Raw genomic sequence first — 18,872 nt, 5'->3', positions numbered from 1 at the left:
TCTTACCTTTAAATTAGAGAGAGTCGACGGACTAAATTGGCTTAAGCTCGTTTACAGATTGCTTGGTAAAAGAATGGCTCGTCGTGAGAAGCAATATCGAATTTGAGTTGCTCAATAAGATAATCGCCGTTTAAAGCAGGGTTAAACTTACTTTCAAGACTCAACATGCCACCCAGTGACGACTCCGCATCAATGAGATAAGTAACGTCCACACCTTTTTCAGTGGCTTTTGGGATGCCTACCATGCCTGATTTTTGGTTTAAAATACGCCGGCGACTAGATAACGCTTTATCCTGGTCTTTCACATACAACACATCATCGTCAATAAACGCTTTGACTTTGCCAGCCTCTTGAAGTTTTTCAACTTGCTTGAGTGCCGAGCCGCAAAAATACCAGTTGGCAATGTTCTTATCAGTGGCTTGAAAATCGAGCTTAACATTGCAGTCTTGTGCGATATTTTTTGCGATATCACTCAATTTATTGATTGCTCCACCAGAGGTAGAGATCATTTTTCTGGCTGTCGCATTATTTGTTTTGGCTTTTAAGGTCAGTGTAACATCCGGTGGTGATGCTATTTCAGCACTGACAATATCGCCCACATAAATCCGAAACACTCCGGTACTGACGCGACCAGCTTCAACAATTAACCGGTGCGGCGTTTTACTTTTTGCATATGGACTGGTTTCCGTTAACAGCATATTGCGCGTATCCGCATTTAACCCGTCAATGTTGACCGTACACTCATTCTGTAATGGGTTGGCGTACTTAGTGCCATTAGCTTTTATACGCAAGCCCTCATACCACTGTAGTCGCCCATTTACCTCAATGCCGACTCTAATGCGGCGTAAATCAATCATCGTCACCCCACCACACAAGATAGTGAGCCTTTCCGAACTGCTCCCACCACGGTAACTCATCGTTGTCTGTGATGAATGCAAAATTACCGTTTCCAGCTAAATAGCGATAGGGGATCAATGGTTGGTTCGGCATCACACGAACGCCCTGTATTAACATGTCGTCATTGCGCTTGATATCGCAGAGCATGACACTACGGGCAACTTTTATTGTTAACTCCCATTCGTCATCGCCAAGGCTTACCCTCAATCGTTGGTTGGGGACTGCGTTTAATGGAATTTCTTGCATCACTACCACCCAAATTTAAATTCGCCATCAGCAACTTTAGTGGCCGCAGATTTTTTCTTTTTCTCCGGCACTGTCGATGTTTGAACCTTGCCGCGGTTAACCGTGCTAGATTGCCCTTTTTTGGCTACTTTACGTGGTGGCAAGTCACCATATTCCGGCTCGACCGTTCGCCACTCGGTGAAGCGTAATGACAACTTGATCGCATCAGCCATCTCGGGGATTTCGTCGTGATAGAAATTCACTAACAACATGGGTTGATAGGTTTTAACGCGCGTCTGAATGCCGACTAATTGATGTTTGTCATACGCTTGCTGCATAAGCTCAAACGCATTTTTCATCTCGCCAGAGAGAATTAAGTCCATACCAATTTCAACCGGTTGAACAACGACATGATCGCTACGCGTCTCGCCTGATTCAACAGCAAACTGCGTCGCTTTATGCTCGTCACGGACATTGATTTGAATCGGGCTTGCGGTTTCAAATAACGTCGTAAAATTATCCACATTGAATATTTTAACTTCGGTGATCATTTTCTCCACCCCGTATCATGTTGCTGACCAACATCCTGAAGCTGTGACTGTAGAGCATCTTTAGCTCCATTCGCCATGCCTTGAGCATCCGTTGCCTGAGTCAATACCTTTAACTCACCAACGTTAACCGTGTTTTCGTTGACGGTGCTGGATTGATTACTAATCGCTTGACTGGTAACAGGATTCATCGGGTTAGTCGACATGGCCGTTATTTGTTGGTTAAGCCCTTTCACAAGCAAGGCGGTATCATCTTCAGATAACTTTGGCGTTTCAGGGATCGAGTGTTCGATTGTTCCATCTGCAGAGACTTTACGCTCAACAGTCTGAGTCACTTCCGCATCTTCAAAGCCAAACCAACCTTTAACGGTACTCCAACCGTTTTTTATGGCATCTAACCCGTCATTGATCCAGCCGAGGTATTGCTGAATTTGAGCCCATAGCCATTTAAAAATGCCGACAACGGCATCTGATACGGTGTTAAAAACACCCTTGAAATCATTTCCCCAACTGACTATCGCATTGATACTTAACACTAACCAATCAATGAATTGATTGAGCGCATTATTCATCGTGTTATAGGCATCAACGACAACATCAGCGACGAACTTCACCGCAACCATCAGATACTCAAACAAAATTTTAAACGTTTGCCAGAGCCGTAGAATGACCTCTTTTAATTCAGGATATTCATCAAGAATACGACCAATCATGGAGTCGTTGCCGTCGATGAAATTCATGATGTCGTCATAGACAAACGCGAACGCTGCCGCGAGTAACGCGATAATCGCAACAATTGCCAATATGGGCCACGTTGCCGCAAGCGTAGCGGTTGCCGCTGCTATCATTGAAGGGACATAGAAAATCGCGACTGCAGAACCAATCGCAATGAAGAAGCCAATCATTAATTGCTTGTTGTCTTTACAGAAACCAACAAACTTATTAATCCACTCCAACCCTTTGATTAAAACAGGGATCACCATTTCAAGAAAACTATTTTTCAGTAAGCCGGAAGATTGCTTAAACCCCTGCATGGCTTTGTTAAACTTGATAGATTGCTCAATACTTTCTTTATTGATACCAGAATATTCTTTTTGAATACCCATCATCCGTTCAAGCTCTTTACGCCCCTTCATCATGAGTTCGACCGTTTTATCATCGGTCACGCCCAATGCAAACAATGTTGCTTTGGCTTTGTCGAACTTCATGCCCTGCACTTTATCTGCCGTTTTCAGGACTTTTTCCATTGAGTTTTTAGCAAACCCAAACGATTTTGCCATCGCGGATAAATCGGCTTGAGCTGCATCTCGCGTCCCGCCAAGCTCAGCCATTGAGCCTGCAAATGCGTCCACATCGGCGGTGGCTACATTAATTTTTTTACCCAATTTATCGAGGGATTCAATCTCAGCGGAGCGCGTGACAGATTCGCTCACCATCGCAGTCGCGCCCATCAACAAGCCCACAGCACCTAATGCCTTTTTCGCAAAAGAGACGACTGTATTACCTGTTTTTTGGTATTTAGCATCGGTGTTATCTAAGGCTTTTTGAACCTCACTCTGAGCTTTGACTTCACTATTTGCAGCCTCAATTCCCTTGGCTCGCATTTCATCAACAATGCGGATCAGCTCTTTATAATTGCCTTGCAAGGATTGAATTATCGCGTTAGCTAAACGTTTAGTTTCTACACTTTGACTTTCTGTGTGTTCAAGCTCAACCATACCCGTAGATAATTGAGCAATATCACCGTGTAATAATTGGTAATGCTCATCCAGCTCACCCAATGTCGACTGAGTTTCACTCCAACCGGCATCTGTGACCTCTCGCTGCTCATCCAAAGCGACTAAAGCGGTGCTCACAGAATCCAATTGTGACTTAACAGCGTCAGTCTGTGCGCTGACCTCTTCAGCATTAGTCGAAAAATCAATGGTGTGTTCACCCGATAGCCCTTGGAGCGATTGCCATAACTCGTTCATTACACTGCCGAACGTGAGTGAGCTCTGCTCTGCCGCCTCTTGGGTTTTCTTCATGCCTTCGATAATGTCGTCCGTAGAACGCTTGACTTTGTCAAAGGCTTTATCGGCTTGCCGGGTGTCAAATTCAAAGACCTGAACAAACGTATCCATTAACGACATTATCTATCCTTTGAAGCGGCTAAGGCTTCGTTGTAGCGATTAATGATAGCGATTTCCCACAGGTCCATCGCTTCTTCTAAATCTATTGAGGTTTTGAGCTCTGAGAGGGTGGCGAGGTCTTCACTGAGGATGACTGCAAAGAACCCATCAGCGTTTTTATAATCGACGGGAGTGAACCGCTTACCTTGCTGAGCAGGTAATGGAGGAAGCCTGAGTTCCCGTCTCCCCCGAAAAAACTGGTGTTATATTTCAGCATCTCCAGTTCTAAGCGGATCAACGATTCACCATCCGGCACGTGGTTATCAATCAAGGTTTGCGTTTTGAGTGGAATTTCATCCCCATCAACCACAACACAGACATATGCCATCATTTTCAGCATGGCTTCTTTACTGACATCGTAATCACCAATTTTCGGTGCGTTAGACAGTGGATATTTAGCCAAAATTTCACGCCCAACCGTTGCCGGCAGCCGGCTGATCACAAATAGCTTTTCGTCACCATCAACGTCTTTGATAGCGACTTCTTTGGGTTTAATTAACATGATGTGAACCTATAAAAAGGCGGGGATCCCCGCCATAGTTGGAAATGAATTAACGGACTCGCGTGCTGTCGAAATCTTGGAAAACAAAGGTGTATTGCTTCGCTTTCAACTTACCTGCGGATGCCGCTGAATTACCACGACTGCCATTGGTCATTTTTCCGTTACGCGCCGTGACTGTAGAACCATCACCATACGATGCCACCATCGTGATAATATCGCCGGCATGACGACGCCCTTTTTTCGCCGTGTTTGCTTCGAGCAAAATAGACAGGTTTTGGTCTTCTTCACTACCGGCTAAAACGTTAATTGTCACCGTCTGCGGCGTCGGTGTTGACCAGCTCACTAAATTACCGTTAATGTCCATGCCAGTCTGCGCGATATCGACGGCAGGTAAATCCAGTGGATCGGCATCATCAGCAAATGTGGTGATTAAGATACCAGCTGGAAAAGTTTTAGAGGCTTGAATCGTTAAACTCAAGCCTGTTGCTGAAATGTCGCTCATTATCTATTCCTTACACTAAATTATGTGAGCCTTCGACTTTACGCACCCAGTCACCTTTGCCATAAATCAGTACGTATTTCATGACGTATTCGGGTAATCCACTCTCACCTGTGCTTTCAACGATTTGTGCGTTGTACCAGTAGCCCTTGTCTTGCACGTCATGCCATGCGAGGTCATCACCTGAAGCATCTGCAATCGCTAGTTTTTGAACCTCAGTGATTGTCTTGCCGGCTAAAATCGTGCCGTTTTCTAATGCCTTGGTAACCGCCCCAGCAATAACCATGAGCGCACGGGCTTCCCCATCTTTGTTCGCAGGAACACCACGCGTAGCGAGTAACACACTGAGCCATTGCTGAGTGATATAAGCTTTTAGCCATTGCTCGTTAGCATGAACACTCATATCCAGTGGATTAGATGGACCACCGCACAAAAATCCACGCTGATAAAAACGAATTTTCGAACCTGCAACCGCCGTTTCGCCGTAATAGTTCACGCGAGATTTATCGTAAAGATTGGCATCTTTATCAGTCGTCACTTGTGCAGGGAACGTAATGCTAAACTGTCGAAACATATAGTTCGTTGTAGCATTGGTACGCTCATAATCAGTTGCAGCCATGATTGCCATTGGCAGCGCTTGAACGTAATAGAGACTTTCTGTTTTAAGATTTAGTCCCACGGATGCAGTACTGATTAATGCTGCACTAAAATCCTCAACCTTATCTTTACTCACGCTCAAGTAGAGTTGGTATTTCACATTCTCACCGGCGACATATTGCGCCAGCGGTACCGCCTGTTCTAATGACATTTCATCTAAGAATGTCGCGCTACCAAAGGAGTCAGAGACTTGTTCAGCCACAATGAAAGCTTCGAGAGGTGTTTGGGCTGGGTTGCCTTCGGATGTGGTACCAGATGATAATCCCATCGCATTAGACAGCACGGAATAAGCGACACTGATAGAGGCGCGTTCCTGAACTCCACCACTTAATTCAAAGACACTATTCAATGAGTTAAACGTCAAATAGCTGCTTGAAAATTGAGGCTCAGGCTCAGCATTCAGTTTCGCTTGGATCATTGATGCAATATCGGCATACGATTCCACCTCAGACAAATCCAAGTCTTTGTAATCTTTGGTGATAGCACCGATAGTGATAGACAAGGTACCATCCGCAATCATTTTTAAATCTGCTAATGCCGCTGCCTTGGTACCGAACAGCGTAGGTGCTCGCCCTACGGGTTCGTAAGAAGCAATTTGCAGCGCTTTGGGCTTGCTCACTGGAGCAGGGCTAACATAGCTGAAATACTGACGGGCAAAGTGCGCTTCCGGCGAATCCGCGCCCAGCAATTCATCAACTTGGCCACTGGCAAACTCTAAAACCTTACCAGCGGGAATTTTAGGGTTGGTTGAAAATAAGCGACCGATTAATTTACGCATCGGAACAGCAGACGCGCCAATAACCGCTGATGCGATATCAACGTATCGATTTTGTTTAATTGGCATAGTAAAACCTTATATGCGGTGAATGTCAGGATATAGCGCACTAACAGCCGCTGTATCGGGAAATAATGTCCGGGTGAATGAAACGGTAAGGTCGAACGAGGGGTTTTGTTCGTAGTTGCCATGATCATTAAGAAAATAAGGTCTACGAATTGTACTTGCACGTTGAATGCCAACACCTTGCTTTCTTAATGCTTCAACAAATGGCAAAGAGTTGGTAATCATTCTGACAATAGCGGTAATGTCTCCCGCCGTATAACGCCCTAAATCGGTTATTAGGGCTTGAAACTGGTATGTCTTTTCAGATAACTGGCTTTCTTGGTGATTCGCCTTTTCACCTTGAACGTTGTACTTTCGACCCTGCCACCCGTGTCCATGCTCATCAATGGGGAAAAACATCACCATGTTTTCTTCGCGACCTTGTTTGGTCGATTGAAACCCTGCTTTTACGGTGATATCAACTCCTGCCTCTTTGAGTTGAAAAAGAAGCTGTTTACGAATGGCGATATCGACATCGTTATCCGTCATAAGTACCTACCTCAATACAAATCACTGATTTCCAGCCGTCCTGCTCATACCAATCCGCATCGCCCATCACATCGTATTTTTTACCATTAATAACAAGGAAGTCGGGAGACGTACCACGCTGAATGCCTTTGATATCATGAGAAGTATAGAAACGCCGATAAACTTGGCTTGAATCAAATCCCATGCTTTGAGCATCTTGGGTATCTACCGCTTGCCAACTCCCGCGAATTTCAACTGGCTCATGGTACTGATTTTGGTCATGCCCTAAATCATCGGGCTCACGGCTTTTGAAGCGAAACCACAGGGCTTTTTGCTGAGGAATATAGCGCGAGGCAATACGGTGTAAATTACCAAACATTATTTGTCCTCCACTACGAAAGTGACCGCATTCAACATTTGTCCTGTATCAACTAAAGGCTTATTGGTTGATTTACCTTTGCTATGCCGCCGCGCGCGGGCTTTCACTGTGGCATCATCTAACACCGGTGTTGTTACTGCTTTGATAGCTAACTTCACATCACTTGCGGCTTTTGCACCAACTTGGGTTAGCCCATCATTGACAGTGATATTGCCATTCGCAGCTGCTTTAGCCACGCGGAAGATTAACTGGCCATACTCAGTTTTTTTGTTCTTCATCGTTGGGCGTAAAAAAGGACGAGGAGGAATACCACCGGCTGGATAACCCAACTCTTGAATAGCGGCGACATATGCAATGGGCGTACCGTCAGGGTATTTTGAATGCTCAAAGAAACCAACTTTAAGCTGTTTTTTTCCTAGCTCGTCATAAATTGCTTTGAGTTGAGATAATTTCGCCATTAACGCAACCGACCTCCCCGAGTGAATCGACCTCCAACGCCACGGAATGCCGAGCGCTCACCCGCGCCACCAAAGTATTGAGGTACACTGCAACGTTTAATTAGCGCTAAGAACTGCTGACCGTAGGTGGTCATTTTGAACCAGTGAGACCAATCAGAACCGGCAGGGGGCGCAGAATATGACACGCTGATTTTGTCCATAGTAACACTAGTGACAACACCCGTTGGCGCGGCACCTTCTGCAATTTGTTGATTCAAGTCCAGCATGTGGGCAACAACCAACATCCACAATTCATTGGTACAAACACCACGGCAAGGCGAGAAGTAATTCAACGCAGATTGGGCGATAACATAAAGATCACCATCAGGTACCCCGTTGAACTGCGGGCGGAGCACACGAAATGACTCAATGGGAAATGTGCTCGCATCCATCATTATTTCGCCTTTTTGTTAGTTTTCGGAACTTCCTGCTTAGCCGCTTCCAGTGATTCTGGTGTTTCAGGTGCTGAGTTGTCGCTGGCTTCCATATTTGTAGCCACCTTGTCTGGATCTTCTTTACAATTTTCCACACTGATAAACCCGTTTTCTTTATGCAACTGAAATACATGGTTATCTTTAAGTTGGGCGTATTGTTCATCACTAATTTCCGTGACACGCCCACGCGGTGTGTACATGTGCTTAGTCATGATGTTGGCTTGACCAGCAATAAACACTTTACCGTCTTTAACGGAGTAATTTTGGTCGTTTGATAGCGTGCAATAAACATAGAGAGACATAGATTTCTCCAATAAAAAAGCCCTCAAATGAGGGCGTAAAAAAGAAGTGGTTAGGTTAGATGCCAGTTAGACGGGTGATCGCCCAAGGACGCGTGACAAATACACCTGCGGTTGCGTTAGTCGCATCCTCTAAATACCCTTTAATCTGAGCTTGTGACCCCAGTAATTGGTACTTAACCGGCACGACTTGCAAGATTGTCGCGCTGGTTGCGGTTGAGCCATCATCCACAGTATCAGCGAACATATACGCTACATCAGCCCCACCATTCGCGCCGACAAATTCAGGCGAGAACACAAAGCGCATGTTTGGATAGTTTTCTTTCACCCACTGATACACGGTCTCACCTCGCGCCACAGGGTTAGCAACATTTAGCGCTGAACGGTAGCCCAACGGCAACGTCAAGGTGATATTGATGTCATCTTTAATAATACCGCCAGAGGTGATCTCAATGCGTGAGAACATGTCAGTGATATCTTTGGTAATATCCGCAAACGTACCACCTTTCCATTTTTTCGATGCGGTTTCATAAGCCGGTAAATTAGGCTCATTTAACAGACCGAAAACACGGGTTTCAGGGGCATTAAAGCCGTAATAACCAATACGCTCACGACCTTGCTCTAATGACTCAGCCGCCACATTACGTTTCTCTGCTGCTGATTCAAACCCTGCTGCAGACTGGCGCGCTTCTTCTAACTTACCAACTTGGAAGCCTTGTTCAAAACGCACGATGCCGCGACGCTCTTGGTCTTGAATGTAAGATGCTAACGGCACATTGGTATGATCACCGTAGAGCTCGGCTTTACCGGTTGGTGTTGCCACGTTTAGGATAATTTCTTCATCGTGCCATTCACCAGCATTCAATACACCAGTAATTTCATCCAGTACGCGAACGCGAGTTGCAGTACGAATGAGACCAGGAAGAACGTGTTGTAACATTTCACGCTGAATTAACCCGCCTTGCATTGCCGCACCACTAATTGCGGAGTCCATCGCGGCAAGACCACCAAAACCAATTTGCTCGAGTTCACGATACGTCCACTTCTGGTCCGGTTGGATATTCAGTTGACCATGCTTGCGAATATCACGACCGGACATATAAAACTTTTGTTGACTGACTGGCATTATTCACCTTCCTTTACTGCCACTGGGTATGGAATTTCCGTTAAGCGAATAACACTTAAATGGGCTGATTCACTGGATTCAACGTGACGACTAACAAAACCAATCACGCGGTCACCAGCTTCAGGAACAAGCTTGGAGGAAAGCGAACCGTCTGTTTCATCAAAGACAACCGGCGCATTGATTTTGCCTGCGCCTTCTTTGAGCTCGACATACACTTCACCCATCGACAAAAACTCACCTTGGGTACCGTTACGCGCATAACCGACTTCAACGCGATATGCCTTCGGGTTAATCATGATCCCAGCAAATGCGCCATTACCACCCACTTGAACAGACTCCACAGAACCATTTTTGTAGGTGTAGGCTCGACCAAAGATGTTTTCCTTTTCATCAGTAGAGCTAAGAATTGCAGCAACGGCACGAATAGGTCCTGCATGGCTGATTTCACCTACAACACCTGAAACTAGACCATTCGCCACTGAATTAGGAATTGCCATTATTTCGCACTCCATTTGTCTAAAATTGATTTATTGCTAACCGCAGAATCCATCGTTGTGGTGGCTTTCTGTGAATCCGGTACGCGCCCTTGCATCCACGCATCTAACGCAATCGCTTCATTGCCTTTACCACATTGGATACCTAATTTATCAACGCCATACTCCGCCACTTGCTGCTTGGTCATAGCTGCATGATCAAACACACCAATGAACGGGGTGAGCTTATGCGCTAATGCATCGCGCTCACCGATTTGTTTTAACAATGCGCCTGTGTCCATGGTTGGCTTTGACGCTTCCAAACGCTTAATCTTGCGCTTTAAAGATGCAATCTCATCCATTGTGCTGATGCCGTTTTTTAAACGTTTGAGTCGGCGATTTAAGCTATCCGTTGTCGCTTGGTCGAGATGCTCCTTAGCTTCTTCAATAGCTTCAACAGCGGTCTCAATCGCAACTTCGGCAGCTTCTACGGCTTCTGGTGTACCCGTTGAGGCTTCTTCCGCTGCAACTTCGGCAGCGGCTACAGCTTCTTCCGCTTTTTGTTCTTCTTCGGGATTAGCATCAGTGGATTTCTTTTCTTCTTCCAGATTTTCATCGGTTGAAGGCTTAGTTTGTGCAATCACCTCTGCAATAATGCTTTTCAGCACAGTGACTTGCTCCGCTGTAAACGCACCTTCATCAGCGGTTTGCTTCTCTTTGTTTTCTTCTTCGTTCATGCGAATAAGTTCCTTTGTGTCGATAGTGATAACGAGGTGATCTTGCACAGCGACGTCAGGGCCGGTTCGCCCTTCATCGACTAATGCGAGGTGATTTCCACGTAGGTGACGCTGAATGGCGTCATAGTGCTGCCCTTCATAAATACCAGAGGTGAATTCATACTTACTGCGATAACCGGGTGAAAGGTCGATTTTGCCGCTGTCAATATTGCTAAGTGCGACATCAGAAAATATTTTGATATTGGCTCTGAGATACGGTGGGTCAAAATACACGTTCTCACCAATAACACCTTGAATGCCTTTCTTCTCCGCTGGGGTGGCATATTTACCCAGCATTTCATGTTCAATAATGAACGGGGTTAACTTGAAAGAGTTGATGGTCTCTTCGCTGGCTAATTCTTCCGGTGGGCGCAATACGCGATAGATTTTGTCAGGTATCGGCGCACCAATTTCAGCCCCCAAATAATCAAAAACCCCAACTTTAGAGATGGGGTTGTCTTTTACTTCGAGCCAGCCGTTGTTGTCATAGGTTCGTTTTGTCATGTCTCCTCGCCAAAATCGATAACGGGTGACCAAAAGCACTTACAATTAGGTAATTGCCCCGGCAATCCGCGTTCGCCCGTTTTTGGGTCAATGATGGGTGGGTTATCTAAATCAAAGACTTCACCATCTAGCTGTAGATGCCACTCTCTAGGTTCAGCGCTGCCACCAGAGTGATGCCAAATAGCCTTGCGTATCCCCGCTGATTTCATGCGTTCATAGTTCGCCGCAGTCGTAATTTTTCGCGTTTGGTCAACGGCGATAAAATTCGCTCGGCTTTCCGTGACGCTTCCGATATCCCGTATTTCATCTAGCAGCGTTTTAGCCCCCTCTCCGCTTTGTGAGATAGAGCGCAACGCCGCACTTTCAATACGCTGATGAAATTGAGTAGGAATGGATTTAATCAGAGAGACATTTTCAGCTGTTGCAGCAATCATTTTGTCTTTTAACGCTTCGGGCATCGAGGGTGTTTTGATTGTGATGCCGCCTGAAAGCTGCTTGAGGGAATCGTCTAAATTACGCTGCGCACCGATGTCGACTTGTGAAACAAACTTATCAGCCATGGCGCTCGATTGTGTCGTAAAGATTTTATCCCATTTACGTTTTAACCGGTTGAGCCAAATACGCGTTTGACTCGCGATACTGGCGTCCATCGTGGCGCCGTCAAAACCATCACTCAGTTCACTAAATACTTTTTCATAGTCCTTAATCATTGAGTTAATTAACCGTGACATGTCACGATGGTAACGGCTGGACGGCGCTGCTGAATACTGCAGGGGATTTCCCTTCAAGACTGCTTGTCGGGAGGTTGCCCACCTCTCCTTTTTCGTTCGGATTCGTATTCGCCTCGACATAATCGTCCTCGTTTACATCAATACCGTAATAGCTCGACGCTTTATCTGCTGCGATTTTTTTACGAATATCTAACCCATCAATGGCGCCAGTAGCCGCTAGAGCCGCATCCGTCTGAGCTGATTTCAGCTCAATTTCGGCGCTCTCTGTTGCCGTTGGGCTATCGAGTGGCGCCCACGTCACTGATATTTCGGTTAGTGGTAGATCTTCGCTGCGTATCAACATGTCGTAATGTCGCTGTAAAAGCTCGTCTAAGTCGTTTGATTGGATGCTTTCTAGCTCTTCACGGTAGTTCGACTCTTCATACTCACCCGTCGCATTAAAGCCCTTTGGCGTAGTACCCAGTAACTTAGTTGCTGGCACATTTGCCGCCGCTGCCACCAGCTGGTATTGCGTCATAATGGTGGCGTCTAAATCCGCTAACGAAGTATCGAACTGCTGTGCGACGTCCTCTTTCCCCATCACTTGCACACCGTAGTTATCGCGCATCTCCATAAAATAAAGCATGTTTTCCTGAATGGTGTTCTTATCTGCACCTTCAGGATCAGCCATACCAATGGTTAATAGCCGTTTGGTCATTGCCAGTTGTGGCGCTTCATTGGCTGTACGTTCGGAGGCATAGACCCGTTCATAAATACGCTCTGGCACAGATACGCCAAAGTAGTTATAAAGTGGCTTAAGTACATTAGGCACAGGGAATGGCACAAACTTAACAAAGTGCGATTTATGGTATTTACGACCACCAATGATGTAATACGTGGGGTCGTAAAAATCCATGCTGGCAGGGTCTTGAATGTTGGAGTCAGTTAAATCAGGCGTTACCCATTGTGGGTCAATTTGCTTGATCCCCTTATACATTCCTTTGGTCACGCCATCGAGATTAAACGGATTTTCATACCACTCTTTCGGGTTTGAGGTTTCCACTACAAATAGCGCTAATCGACCGCCATACACGCGCCCAAAGTGAATCAGCTCCTTCAAATGATGCTGTATACGGTACTTTTTATCGCGTTTACGCAGCTTTTTACTGATAGCTCTGTCATCGTCATTATCGCAATCAATATCATACCCTTGGCGAATGGCATCACGAGCCGGCATATTACAGGCTTTATCTACCAACCAATGTTTCGCAATGATGGCGCACATGTTGTTGCCGATGAACATTTGGCTCGCATACCACGCCGCCTGTGATTCGGGCACACCATAAACTTGCTCACCTTTGAATGACGGCACGGAAGTATCAATACTGTCCATCCCCACGCCATTAATCACCGGCTGCGGCAAATCTAACCCGTTAAATCCCTTCTCTTTTGCTAATGCAGGGTACAAATCTGTGGTAAATGCTGACCGCTTCGGCGGTGCAAGCTGCTCTGCAATTTTTCGCCTTTTAAACGGCCACATAGAATTACCTCTTGGTTGTGAAAAAACTCCCGCCTTTTTTATTGATATATCCATCTAATCCGTATCGAACAGCGTCCCAACAATGGTTGTTAGCGTCCAAAATCACAGGCAATACTTCACCTGTAATACGATCTGTTTTATATGAATAAAGACGAGCTTCTTTTGCTGTTTCTTTACAACGGGGATGAATGATTATCTGCTTAAATCCGCGTAAAAATGTTATTCCATCTTCAACACTACCTTGCCATTTTTTAGCAGCAGAGATATTAAAACCCTGACGCCGGAGATAACTGATAGTTTCAGGCCTCGCTGAATCAGCTTTTATAGACCATTTACGTGATTCAGGTATCTTGTCGTAAAACGCTGGCATATGGTCAAGCTCAATGCCTAACCCATACATTTCGTATTCAATATAAAGACAATCATCTAAAATGAATTGGCGTAATAGCGTGTTCGGATCCTTAGCAAAACCAAAGTCAGCACCAAATAGCAGTCGGTCTGCTTTTTTCCATAAATCATCAGAAAAAGACCTGATTTCGTACTTACCAGCGAGGACTTGTTTCTCCGAGTTTTCTAAATAAGCACCTTCCCACACCCAAGCGTAAGTTGCATCATCTAGTCTCTCTCTATCCTTTTGCCTAACTCCTTCTAATACCGAAGGAAACCAAGGATTGTCAGAATAATTCATCTCTACGGTAATGCAGTCATCACTAGCATTCTTTCTAAACCGTTTATCCGTGGCACTACCATCTTTTTCAGGGTTCCACGTTACCCATATTTCCGAGTTGTCTTCACGTACTGTCGGATCCAGTTTTTGCCACGCTGTTTCACTTACAGTTTCAGCTTCATCAACCCAGCAAAGTAGAATTCTTGCCTTAGATTTTATACTGTCCAAATTGTGGCGTAGCCCACAGAAAACATAACTAACTTTTCGGTCAACGGTCCTAATGTACTTTTCACCAATATCAAAATGGGCTGCTAACCAGGGAACCGCTCGTATCGCTTGTTTGACTTCCTCCATCGAGGATTCTTCAAGGGAGTTCATGAACTCACGAGCGCAAAGTATCACCCCTGATTCGCCGTTATTCGATGCTTGATAAGCTCTAACCGCACTCATGAGCGCAAATGTTCTAGTTTTAGCGCTCCCCCTTCCCCCATAAGAACAGCGATATCGTTTATTCGTAGCTATAAATAACGGCGCTAATTTAGCAGGTATAGGAAGTTGTACCGCACTACTCATTCGTAGGCTCCACAGGAACAAGTTGAATAGTTGTAGGCTTCGGAGTCATTGAGCCGTCAGAAGATTGATGATCCAGTTGTTCTCGGAAAGCCTGCACAGATACGTGTTTGCCTAATAACTCAAGATTACGCACTTTATCAGGCCACTTAATTTTCTTGAGTAAGCCAACCATTTCACGGTCATCGCCCCGCCCTTCAAACATTTCGGCAAGATCAAAGCCGCTAAGGTAACGCCGCCAGACTTCGGGCCAATCGAGAATAGGTTTAAGGCTCATATCATCATTAAAAATATCTGCCGCATCCATTTTGTCGATTTCAACCAACCGCATAAGCACATAGTTAGCATCAATACCTAACTGTTTGATACGGTTCTGTTTCAGTTCATCAATGAACGCACAGACATTAGGTTTGTTTAATAGCTTGTAGCCCATTTCGCTAGCGCGTTTAGGTGCATAGCCCGCGCGTATGGCAGCTTGGGTTGCATTGAGATCGACAATATACTCATGGCAAAACATTCTTTGTTTTTGCGAGAGTTTTGTTGTCATTGTGATTAACCTGTTTGTTATACAAAATTTTATCAATGCCACTCATCGAATGGCATTTGTAGAATTGTGCATATGGGTTACCGAACACACTGCGTTTTAATATAATCTTGCAGTCCTAATACCATTCGCGTTAATTCTGCAATTCTGTTTCTGAGTAACCAATAATTTTGGATAGCGGAGTCAGTAGGTCGGGCGGTGGCTGCATCATCCATGCCGGAGGTGCTAGGACCTTCGGCTTTTTTACAACTGGCTTTGATGTACACCCGCTCAGGATTATGCTCAACAGCAATACGCAACTTATCAATTTCACTTTTTGCATTAGCTAGTTCCTGAATATGTTTTGTATCGAGTTTATAGAGCGCTTGAACACGTTCTTGGTAATCTTCATTGATTTTGACTTGCTCTGTCAGTTCAACGAGCAGTTCGGCATTCTTAGTATTTAACTCACCTATCCTTTCGTGTTGTTTCCACATTCCCCATATGGCCACCCACGCAGCAATAAATAACGCTATTCTGACTGTATTCATGGCTGTTACCATACAGAAGATTAAAAATTAACTTGTCGCCCTTTGTAGTGGTCGATAGCTTTTTGACAACGCTTTTCTAAACTAGCTTTATCAAAACCGCATGTATTGTCAGTGAGTCTGTAGGCACCAAATACAATCGTTGATATCTCTAGCAGCATAAAGAAAATTACAGCCACTATAGGTTTCCATGACATATAGCTGCCTCCGCTTCTCTGCGATTAACTAACCCACGCCATACCTTTCCACCAGCGTAAACCCATTTTTTTAATTCTTCACAGGCACCGTATTGATCACCCGCGTTAAGTTTTTTAAGCATTGTCGACTTAGCAAATGCGCCGGTACCAACATTAAATGCAAATGAATACAACGCGGCTTTGGTGTAATCGTCAGTTGGCACCTTAACCAACTTATCTACCTGCTGTTTCGTGCGCTGAAAGTCTGACTCAAGCAGTTCATTACATTCATCTTTTGAGTAAACTTTATTAGGAATGATGTCCTTTCCTGTGTGGCCATAACAAACCGTCAGTACACCACCCACGTCTTCATAAGGCTCATATCTAACACCTTCAAAATGTGCAATCACTGTTAGAGCGATAGCCGTAGCCCCTGCGCTAACAAGCACAGTTAGTTTTTGTTTGAGTGACATTAGATATCCTTAGGGGCTTTTGCCATTAATTCGGCGGCTTTTCGAGCGGTGGCAGAGGGGTTTTGTGGGTCTGTCTTATTGACCAGCTCTTCAAATAGACGGGTTCGTTTTCGTTGTTCCCGCCTATTCATGAAGAAAGTCGCCAAGCCTAAGATCATGCTGAACGCCATTCCGATAATAAAGCCCCATTCATAAAGTGAGAGGCTCGCAAAAAATGCTGTTAACCCAGCACTACCGTAGGCTGCGTTGCTATATTTATCCATACGCATGATTTCACCCCCTACGGAGTGCCTGAGATTTAGTTAATAAAAAAGACCACCGAAGTGATCTTTGAGATGGGGCCAGTTAAGCGACTGGCGACGCATTACCTTATCTGATATTGTTAAATCGCCAAACGTAACAATTCAAAAAAGGGAACCACATGAGCTACAAGAAAAAATCCAGTAGCATACCAGTTGGAGACAGTATGCCACCAGGTCTAGCTAAAACGATATATGAACAAGCGAAACAACAGTCGCAGCAAACAGGAACGCAAACCAATCAAACCTCCAAATCAAACGGAGGCACCGACAAAGGACAGTGAGGAACTATGAACCGAGCACAATTGTTATACCAGATTTATTACTCATACCGGCTACACACAATGTTCAGTGTGCTACTTGGTAGAATAGATAAATTGTTGTCATGTCTACTTTTATTGCTCGGTTCTTCCGTCATTGGAAGTTTAGGAAATCAGGTGTTTATCGGTATATGTATCGCGGTAATCACATCGATAAGAATGGCTTTCTCATTTGAAAAAGCCTCTGAGTCAGCTAGAAAACAAGCAATAAACTACTTAAACCTATATATGTCTAAAGCACCTGATGAACAATTAACAGAAGAATTAATAAGTACTCAAGTTAGTGATTCAAATGTCTGGATTTCACTAGTTAATGCAGCTGAAATTCGTACGCAACTAACTTTTGGAGAGCCTATTGAAGTGAAACTTAGCTTCTGGGAAAAGTTTATGGCTTTTATATCAGGTGACTTACCAAAAGTTAAGAAAGCAACCTAGTAGTTCTGATAAAGAAAAAGCCACCTAAGTGACCAACTATTTGTGCTCTGCCGTTGAATGATCACGCCGCTTACATATGCAACAATGGCGATTCATATATCGCTCACCATCGTACTTTTGGCTCAGATCATCAAGGCTAGGTAAAAGCGCCCAAGCAACATAAAAATCATGAGGTGTCATTTCTGATCCCATCCAAGGGCGAATACCGATATGAACCCAATCACCCTCTTTTTCCACGCGAACTATACCAAGGTGCCAACCATCACAAGGATTTATAAGGATCACATCCCTGCCGTCTAAATCTTCAGTAGGCAGCTCACTGGCGGGTCTAAACACTAATTCAGTAGGTATTTGCATTGATGAACCTCAGAAAGCAAAAAAGCCCCCGAAGTGACTTTTAGATAATTTCGTGAAAAACGGTGCTATTTAACATAATGACCCTTACACGCCCCGCGATTTTTGAACTCAATTAAAATGTCACCCCAAAAGGTTAAAAATCACTATCTTCTATGCCGTTTTTACCGTTTATCGCGGATAACATTTTATTAACAAATCATCACTATTGCAGTTCAGCTAAAACCTAAGGCGTAAGGTTTATTTTTGATAATTTTCTTGCGGAAACCCAAAAAGAAAAGGCCCTCAAACTTGAGAGCCTTTGCCGTGGACAGAAAACCATTTTTGTCAGATTAACACACATTTTGCGACCGCACTAACTTTAGCGCACTGATTGATTGTTTTTTATACAAAATATCTATATCCAATTGAATATTAAGCGCTTCTAAGAAGCCTAAAACAAAGCCCTCCGCAATTTGCATCTGCCTACGTACTTCATCCTCTCGTATTTTGAACTTGCGCCCAATTGCACGTTTAGATTTACCCTTGATGTAATATTCTTCAAGATAGGCGCGTTCACGCTCCATGCCTACCGTAGCGAGCTTAGCAACGCATAAGTCAATGACTAAGCCGTCTTCATCGCTACACGATAGCCTATTGCCGCTAGAGCTTGGCGAATAGTCGCTAAAGCCTGCCGCCACTGATGACCAGCCCACCGCAGCGCAATGATCGCCAGCCGACCAACCGCCCCAATGTGTCAAAATTTTCTGTATGTCTCTGCTCATAGTTTCTGACCTGTGTTTTTCTGTACCAGTTGCGCCCAATTTCAAGCATCGATAACGACAAAATGCATTTGGTTAACTGGAATGTGTAAAAAGTTACTAATATATCGCTGTACCGACCTGTACCAACTGTACCGACCCTTTTCTATTAATACCTTTTA

General features: G+C 44.7%; 26 protein-coding genes. 1 reads left to right on the top strand and 25 read right to left on the bottom strand.

Features of this window, described 5'->3' with window-relative positions:
* Positions 1-41: 41 nt before the first annotated feature.
* From PROVALCAL_RS15960 to PROVALCAL_RS15855, 23 genes are all read right to left on the bottom strand, one after another.
* Positions 42-857, bottom strand: a complete 816-nt coding sequence (locus PROVALCAL_RS15960) for a baseplate hub protein (protein WP_006660362.1) — start codon at positions 855-857, stop codon at positions 42-44.
* The gene (locus PROVALCAL_RS15955) at positions 850-1,143 is read right to left on the bottom strand and encodes a phage baseplate plug family protein (RefSeq protein WP_006660361.1); all 294 of its coding nucleotides are present in this window, start codon (positions 1,141-1,143) and stop codon (positions 850-852) included. Before PROVALCAL_RS15955 ends, PROVALCAL_RS15960 begins: the two co-directional genes overlap by 8 nt.
* Before the next feature lie 2 nt (positions 1,144-1,145).
* Positions 1,146-1,673: a phage baseplate protein gene (locus tag PROVALCAL_RS15950; RefSeq protein WP_006660360.1), complete on the bottom strand. Its 528-nt coding sequence runs from the start codon at positions 1,671-1,673 to the stop codon at positions 1,146-1,148.
* Positions 1,670-3,802 carry a hypothetical protein gene (locus tag PROVALCAL_RS15945; protein ID WP_117584525.1) on the bottom strand — a complete coding sequence of 711 codons (2,133 nt, stop codon included), beginning with the start codon at positions 3,800-3,802 and terminating at the stop codon, positions 1,670-1,672. The genes PROVALCAL_RS15950 and PROVALCAL_RS15945 overlap by 4 nt, the downstream gene beginning before the upstream one ends.
* An 82-nt stretch (positions 3,803-3,884) precedes the next feature.
* A complete protein-coding gene (locus tag PROVALCAL_RS15940; protein WP_006660358.1) occupies positions 3,885-4,343 on the bottom strand; it encodes a hypothetical protein in 459 nt (152 codons plus the stop codon).
* A gap of 49 nt (positions 4,344-4,392) precedes the next feature.
* Complete coding sequence (locus PROVALCAL_RS15935) at positions 4,393-4,845, bottom strand: phage tail fiber protein (protein WP_006660357.1); 453 nt, start codon at positions 4,843-4,845, stop codon at positions 4,393-4,395.
* 10 nt (positions 4,846-4,855) lie between these two features.
* On the bottom strand, positions 4,856-6,343 hold the full coding sequence (locus tag PROVALCAL_RS15930; protein WP_006660356.1) for a DUF3383 domain-containing protein: 1,488 nt from the start codon (positions 6,341-6,343) through the stop codon (positions 4,856-4,858).
* A 9-nt stretch (positions 6,344-6,352) separates the two neighbouring features.
* On the bottom strand, positions 6,353-6,868 hold the full coding sequence (locus tag PROVALCAL_RS15925) for a phage gateway protein (RefSeq protein ID WP_006660355.1): 516 nt from the start codon (positions 6,866-6,868) through the stop codon (positions 6,353-6,355).
* The gene (locus PROVALCAL_RS15920) at positions 6,858-7,226 is read right to left on the bottom strand and encodes a phage collar protein (RefSeq protein WP_006660354.1); all 369 of its coding nucleotides are present in this window, start codon (positions 7,224-7,226) and stop codon (positions 6,858-6,860) included. Before PROVALCAL_RS15920 ends, PROVALCAL_RS15925 begins: the two co-directional genes overlap by 11 nt.
* The gene (locus PROVALCAL_RS15915; RefSeq protein ID WP_006660353.1) at positions 7,226-7,684 is read right to left on the bottom strand and encodes a hypothetical protein; all 459 of its coding nucleotides are present in this window, start codon (positions 7,682-7,684) and stop codon (positions 7,226-7,228) included. The genes PROVALCAL_RS15920 and PROVALCAL_RS15915 overlap by 1 nt, the downstream gene beginning before the upstream one ends.
* Positions 7,684-8,115: a DUF4054 domain-containing protein gene (locus PROVALCAL_RS15910; protein WP_080547044.1), complete on the bottom strand. Its 432-nt coding sequence runs from the start codon at positions 8,113-8,115 to the stop codon at positions 7,684-7,686. Before PROVALCAL_RS15910 ends, PROVALCAL_RS15915 begins: the two co-directional genes overlap by 1 nt.
* A gap of 2 nt (positions 8,116-8,117) precedes the next feature.
* Positions 8,118-8,459, bottom strand: coding sequence for a hypothetical protein (locus tag PROVALCAL_RS15905; RefSeq protein WP_006660351.1), 342 nt, complete (start codon positions 8,457-8,459; stop codon positions 8,118-8,120).
* 55 nt (positions 8,460-8,514) lie between these two features.
* Positions 8,515-9,582 carry a major capsid family protein gene (locus tag PROVALCAL_RS15900; protein WP_006660350.1) on the bottom strand — a complete coding sequence of 356 codons (1,068 nt, stop codon included), beginning with the start codon at positions 9,580-9,582 and terminating at the stop codon, positions 8,515-8,517.
* A complete protein-coding gene (locus tag PROVALCAL_RS15895; protein WP_039862215.1) occupies positions 9,582-10,079 on the bottom strand; it encodes a structural cement protein Gp24 in 498 nt (165 codons plus the stop codon). The genes PROVALCAL_RS15900 and PROVALCAL_RS15895 overlap by 1 nt, the downstream gene beginning before the upstream one ends.
* Positions 10,079-11,335 (bottom strand): DUF2213 domain-containing protein, encoded by a 1,257-nt coding sequence (locus PROVALCAL_RS15890; protein WP_006660348.1) that lies wholly within the window; start codon positions 11,333-11,335, stop codon positions 10,079-10,081. Before PROVALCAL_RS15890 ends, PROVALCAL_RS15895 begins: the two co-directional genes overlap by 1 nt.
* Complete coding sequence (locus PROVALCAL_RS15885; RefSeq protein WP_006660347.1) at positions 11,332-12,045, bottom strand: phage head morphogenesis protein; 714 nt, start codon at positions 12,043-12,045, stop codon at positions 11,332-11,334. Before PROVALCAL_RS15885 ends, PROVALCAL_RS15890 begins: the two co-directional genes overlap by 4 nt.
* A 22-nt stretch (positions 12,046-12,067) precedes the next feature.
* Positions 12,068-13,585, bottom strand: coding sequence for a phage portal protein (locus tag PROVALCAL_RS15880; protein ID WP_006660346.1), 1,518 nt, complete (start codon positions 13,583-13,585; stop codon positions 12,068-12,070).
* A 4-nt stretch (positions 13,586-13,589) separates the two neighbouring features.
* Positions 13,590-14,825 (bottom strand): PBSX family phage terminase large subunit, encoded by a 1,236-nt coding sequence (locus tag PROVALCAL_RS15875; RefSeq protein ID WP_006660345.1) that lies wholly within the window; start codon positions 14,823-14,825, stop codon positions 13,590-13,592.
* Positions 14,818-15,369 (bottom strand): terminase small subunit, encoded by a 552-nt coding sequence (locus PROVALCAL_RS15870; protein ID WP_006660344.1) that lies wholly within the window; start codon positions 15,367-15,369, stop codon positions 14,818-14,820. Before PROVALCAL_RS15870 ends, PROVALCAL_RS15875 begins: the two co-directional genes overlap by 8 nt.
* 77 nt (positions 15,370-15,446) lie before the next feature.
* The gene (locus PROVALCAL_RS19495; RefSeq protein ID WP_117584524.1) at positions 15,447-15,896 is read right to left on the bottom strand and encodes a lysis protein; all 450 of its coding nucleotides are present in this window, start codon (positions 15,894-15,896) and stop codon (positions 15,447-15,449) included.
* A gap of 20 nt (positions 15,897-15,916) precedes the next feature.
* Positions 15,917-16,090 carry a hypothetical protein gene (locus tag PROVALCAL_RS19805; RefSeq protein WP_006660341.1) on the bottom strand — a complete coding sequence of 58 codons (174 nt, stop codon included), beginning with the start codon at positions 16,088-16,090 and terminating at the stop codon, positions 15,917-15,919.
* The gene (locus tag PROVALCAL_RS15860; RefSeq protein WP_006660340.1) at positions 16,072-16,542 is read right to left on the bottom strand and encodes a lysozyme; all 471 of its coding nucleotides are present in this window, start codon (positions 16,540-16,542) and stop codon (positions 16,072-16,074) included. The genes PROVALCAL_RS19805 and PROVALCAL_RS15860 overlap by 19 nt, the downstream gene beginning before the upstream one ends.
* Positions 16,542-16,811, bottom strand: a complete 270-nt coding sequence (locus tag PROVALCAL_RS15855; protein WP_006660339.1) for an HP1 family phage holin — start codon at positions 16,809-16,811, stop codon at positions 16,542-16,544. The genes PROVALCAL_RS15860 and PROVALCAL_RS15855 overlap by 1 nt, the downstream gene beginning before the upstream one ends.
* Before the next feature lie 374 nt (positions 16,812-17,185).
* Between PROVALCAL_RS15855 and PROVALCAL_RS15850 the strand changes: the two genes are divergently transcribed.
* Positions 17,186-17,596, top strand: coding sequence for a hypothetical protein (locus PROVALCAL_RS15850; RefSeq protein WP_006660337.1), 411 nt, complete (start codon positions 17,186-17,188; stop codon positions 17,594-17,596).
* 36 nt (positions 17,597-17,632) lie between these two features.
* Here the strand turns inward: PROVALCAL_RS15850 and PROVALCAL_RS15845 are convergent, their stop codons facing one another.
* The gene (locus PROVALCAL_RS15845) at positions 17,633-17,953 is read right to left on the bottom strand and encodes a hypothetical protein (RefSeq protein WP_006660336.1); all 321 of its coding nucleotides are present in this window, start codon (positions 17,951-17,953) and stop codon (positions 17,633-17,635) included.
* Positions 17,954-18,282: 329 nt separating this feature from the next.
* Entirely contained in the window at positions 18,283-18,714 is a 432-nt protein-coding gene (locus tag PROVALCAL_RS15840; protein ID WP_006660335.1) for an antiterminator Q family protein, read from the bottom strand.
* Positions 18,715-18,872: the final 158 nt, after the last annotated feature.

This window comes from Providencia alcalifaciens DSM 30120 (assembly GCF_000173415.1).
Taxonomy (GTDB): domain Bacteria; phylum Pseudomonadota; class Gammaproteobacteria; order Enterobacterales; family Enterobacteriaceae; genus Providencia; species Providencia alcalifaciens.
This window is presented reverse-complemented; position numbering and strand designations above follow the sequence as displayed.

What these genes read in the sequence shown, in the direction of transcription:
- PROVALCAL_RS15880 (WP_006660346.1), bottom strand. Translation starts at nt 13,585, where the DNA reads ATGTGGCCGTTTAAAAGGCGAAAAATTGCAGAGCAGCTTGCACCGCCG.
- PROVALCAL_RS15900 (WP_006660350.1), bottom strand. Translation starts at nt 9,582, where the DNA reads ATGCCAGTCAGTCAACAAAAGTTTTATATGTCCGGTCGTGATATTCGC.
- PROVALCAL_RS15950 (WP_006660360.1), bottom strand. Translation starts at nt 1,673, where the DNA reads ATGATCACCGAAGTTAAAATATTCAATGTGGATAATTTTACGACGTTA.
- PROVALCAL_RS15890 (WP_006660348.1), bottom strand. Translation starts at nt 11,335, where the DNA reads ATGACAAAACGAACCTATGACAACAACGGCTGGCTCGAAGTAAAAGAC.
- PROVALCAL_RS15850 (WP_006660337.1), top strand. Translation starts at nt 17,186, where the DNA reads ATGTTCAGTGTGCTACTTGGTAGAATAGATAAATTGTTGTCATGTCTA.
- PROVALCAL_RS19805 (WP_006660341.1), bottom strand. Translation starts at nt 16,090, where the DNA reads ATGTCATGGAAACCTATAGTGGCTGTAATTTTCTTTATGCTGCTAGAG.
- PROVALCAL_RS15855 (WP_006660339.1), bottom strand. Translation starts at nt 16,811, where the DNA reads ATGCGTATGGATAAATATAGCAACGCAGCCTACGGTAGTGCTGGGTTA.
- PROVALCAL_RS15915 (WP_006660353.1), bottom strand. Translation starts at nt 7,684, where the DNA reads ATGGCGAAATTATCTCAACTCAAAGCAATTTATGACGAGCTAGGAAAA.
- PROVALCAL_RS15960 (WP_006660362.1), bottom strand. Translation starts at nt 857, where the DNA reads ATGATTGATTTACGCCGCATTAGAGTCGGCATTGAGGTAAATGGGCGA.
- PROVALCAL_RS15945 (WP_117584525.1), bottom strand. Translation starts at nt 3,802, where the DNA reads ATGTCGTTAATGGATACGTTTGTTCAGGTCTTTGAATTTGACACCCGG.
- PROVALCAL_RS15920 (WP_006660354.1), bottom strand. Translation starts at nt 7,226, where the DNA reads ATGTTTGGTAATTTACACCGTATTGCCTCGCGCTATATTCCTCAGCAA.
- PROVALCAL_RS15910 (WP_080547044.1), bottom strand. Translation starts at nt 8,115, where the DNA reads ATGGATGCGAGCACATTTCCCATTGAGTCATTTCGTGTGCTCCGCCCG.
- PROVALCAL_RS15905 (WP_006660351.1), bottom strand. Translation starts at nt 8,459, where the DNA reads ATGTCTCTCTATGTTTATTGCACGCTATCAAACGACCAAAATTACTCC.
- PROVALCAL_RS15955 (WP_006660361.1), bottom strand. Translation starts at nt 1,143, where the DNA reads ATGCAAGAAATTCCATTAAACGCAGTCCCCAACCAACGATTGAGGGTA.
- PROVALCAL_RS15925 (WP_006660355.1), bottom strand. Translation starts at nt 6,868, where the DNA reads ATGACGGATAACGATGTCGATATCGCCATTCGTAAACAGCTTCTTTTT.
- PROVALCAL_RS15845 (WP_006660336.1), bottom strand. Translation starts at nt 17,953, where the DNA reads ATGCAAATACCTACTGAATTAGTGTTTAGACCCGCCAGTGAGCTGCCT.
- PROVALCAL_RS15930 (WP_006660356.1), bottom strand. Translation starts at nt 6,343, where the DNA reads ATGCCAATTAAACAAAATCGATACGTTGATATCGCATCAGCGGTTATT.
- PROVALCAL_RS15840 (WP_006660335.1), bottom strand. Translation starts at nt 18,714, where the DNA reads ATGAGCAGAGACATACAGAAAATTTTGACACATTGGGGCGGTTGGTCG.
- PROVALCAL_RS15940 (WP_006660358.1), bottom strand. Translation starts at nt 4,343, where the DNA reads ATGTTAATTAAACCCAAAGAAGTCGCTATCAAAGACGTTGATGGTGAC.
- PROVALCAL_RS15935 (WP_006660357.1), bottom strand. Translation starts at nt 4,845, where the DNA reads ATGAGCGACATTTCAGCAACAGGCTTGAGTTTAACGATTCAAGCCTCT.
- PROVALCAL_RS15895 (WP_039862215.1), bottom strand. Translation starts at nt 10,079, where the DNA reads ATGGCAATTCCTAATTCAGTGGCGAATGGTCTAGTTTCAGGTGTTGTA.
- PROVALCAL_RS15885 (WP_006660347.1), bottom strand. Translation starts at nt 12,045, where the DNA reads ATGATTAAGGACTATGAAAAAGTATTTAGTGAACTGAGTGATGGTTTT.
- PROVALCAL_RS15860 (WP_006660340.1), bottom strand. Translation starts at nt 16,542, where the DNA reads ATGTCACTCAAACAAAAACTAACTGTGCTTGTTAGCGCAGGGGCTACG.
- PROVALCAL_RS15870 (WP_006660344.1), bottom strand. Translation starts at nt 15,369, where the DNA reads ATGACAACAAAACTCTCGCAAAAACAAAGAATGTTTTGCCATGAGTAT.
- PROVALCAL_RS15875 (WP_006660345.1), bottom strand. Translation starts at nt 14,825, where the DNA reads ATGAGTAGTGCGGTACAACTTCCTATACCTGCTAAATTAGCGCCGTTA.
- PROVALCAL_RS19495 (WP_117584524.1), bottom strand. Translation starts at nt 15,896, where the DNA reads ATGAATACAGTCAGAATAGCGTTATTTATTGCTGCGTGGGTGGCCATA.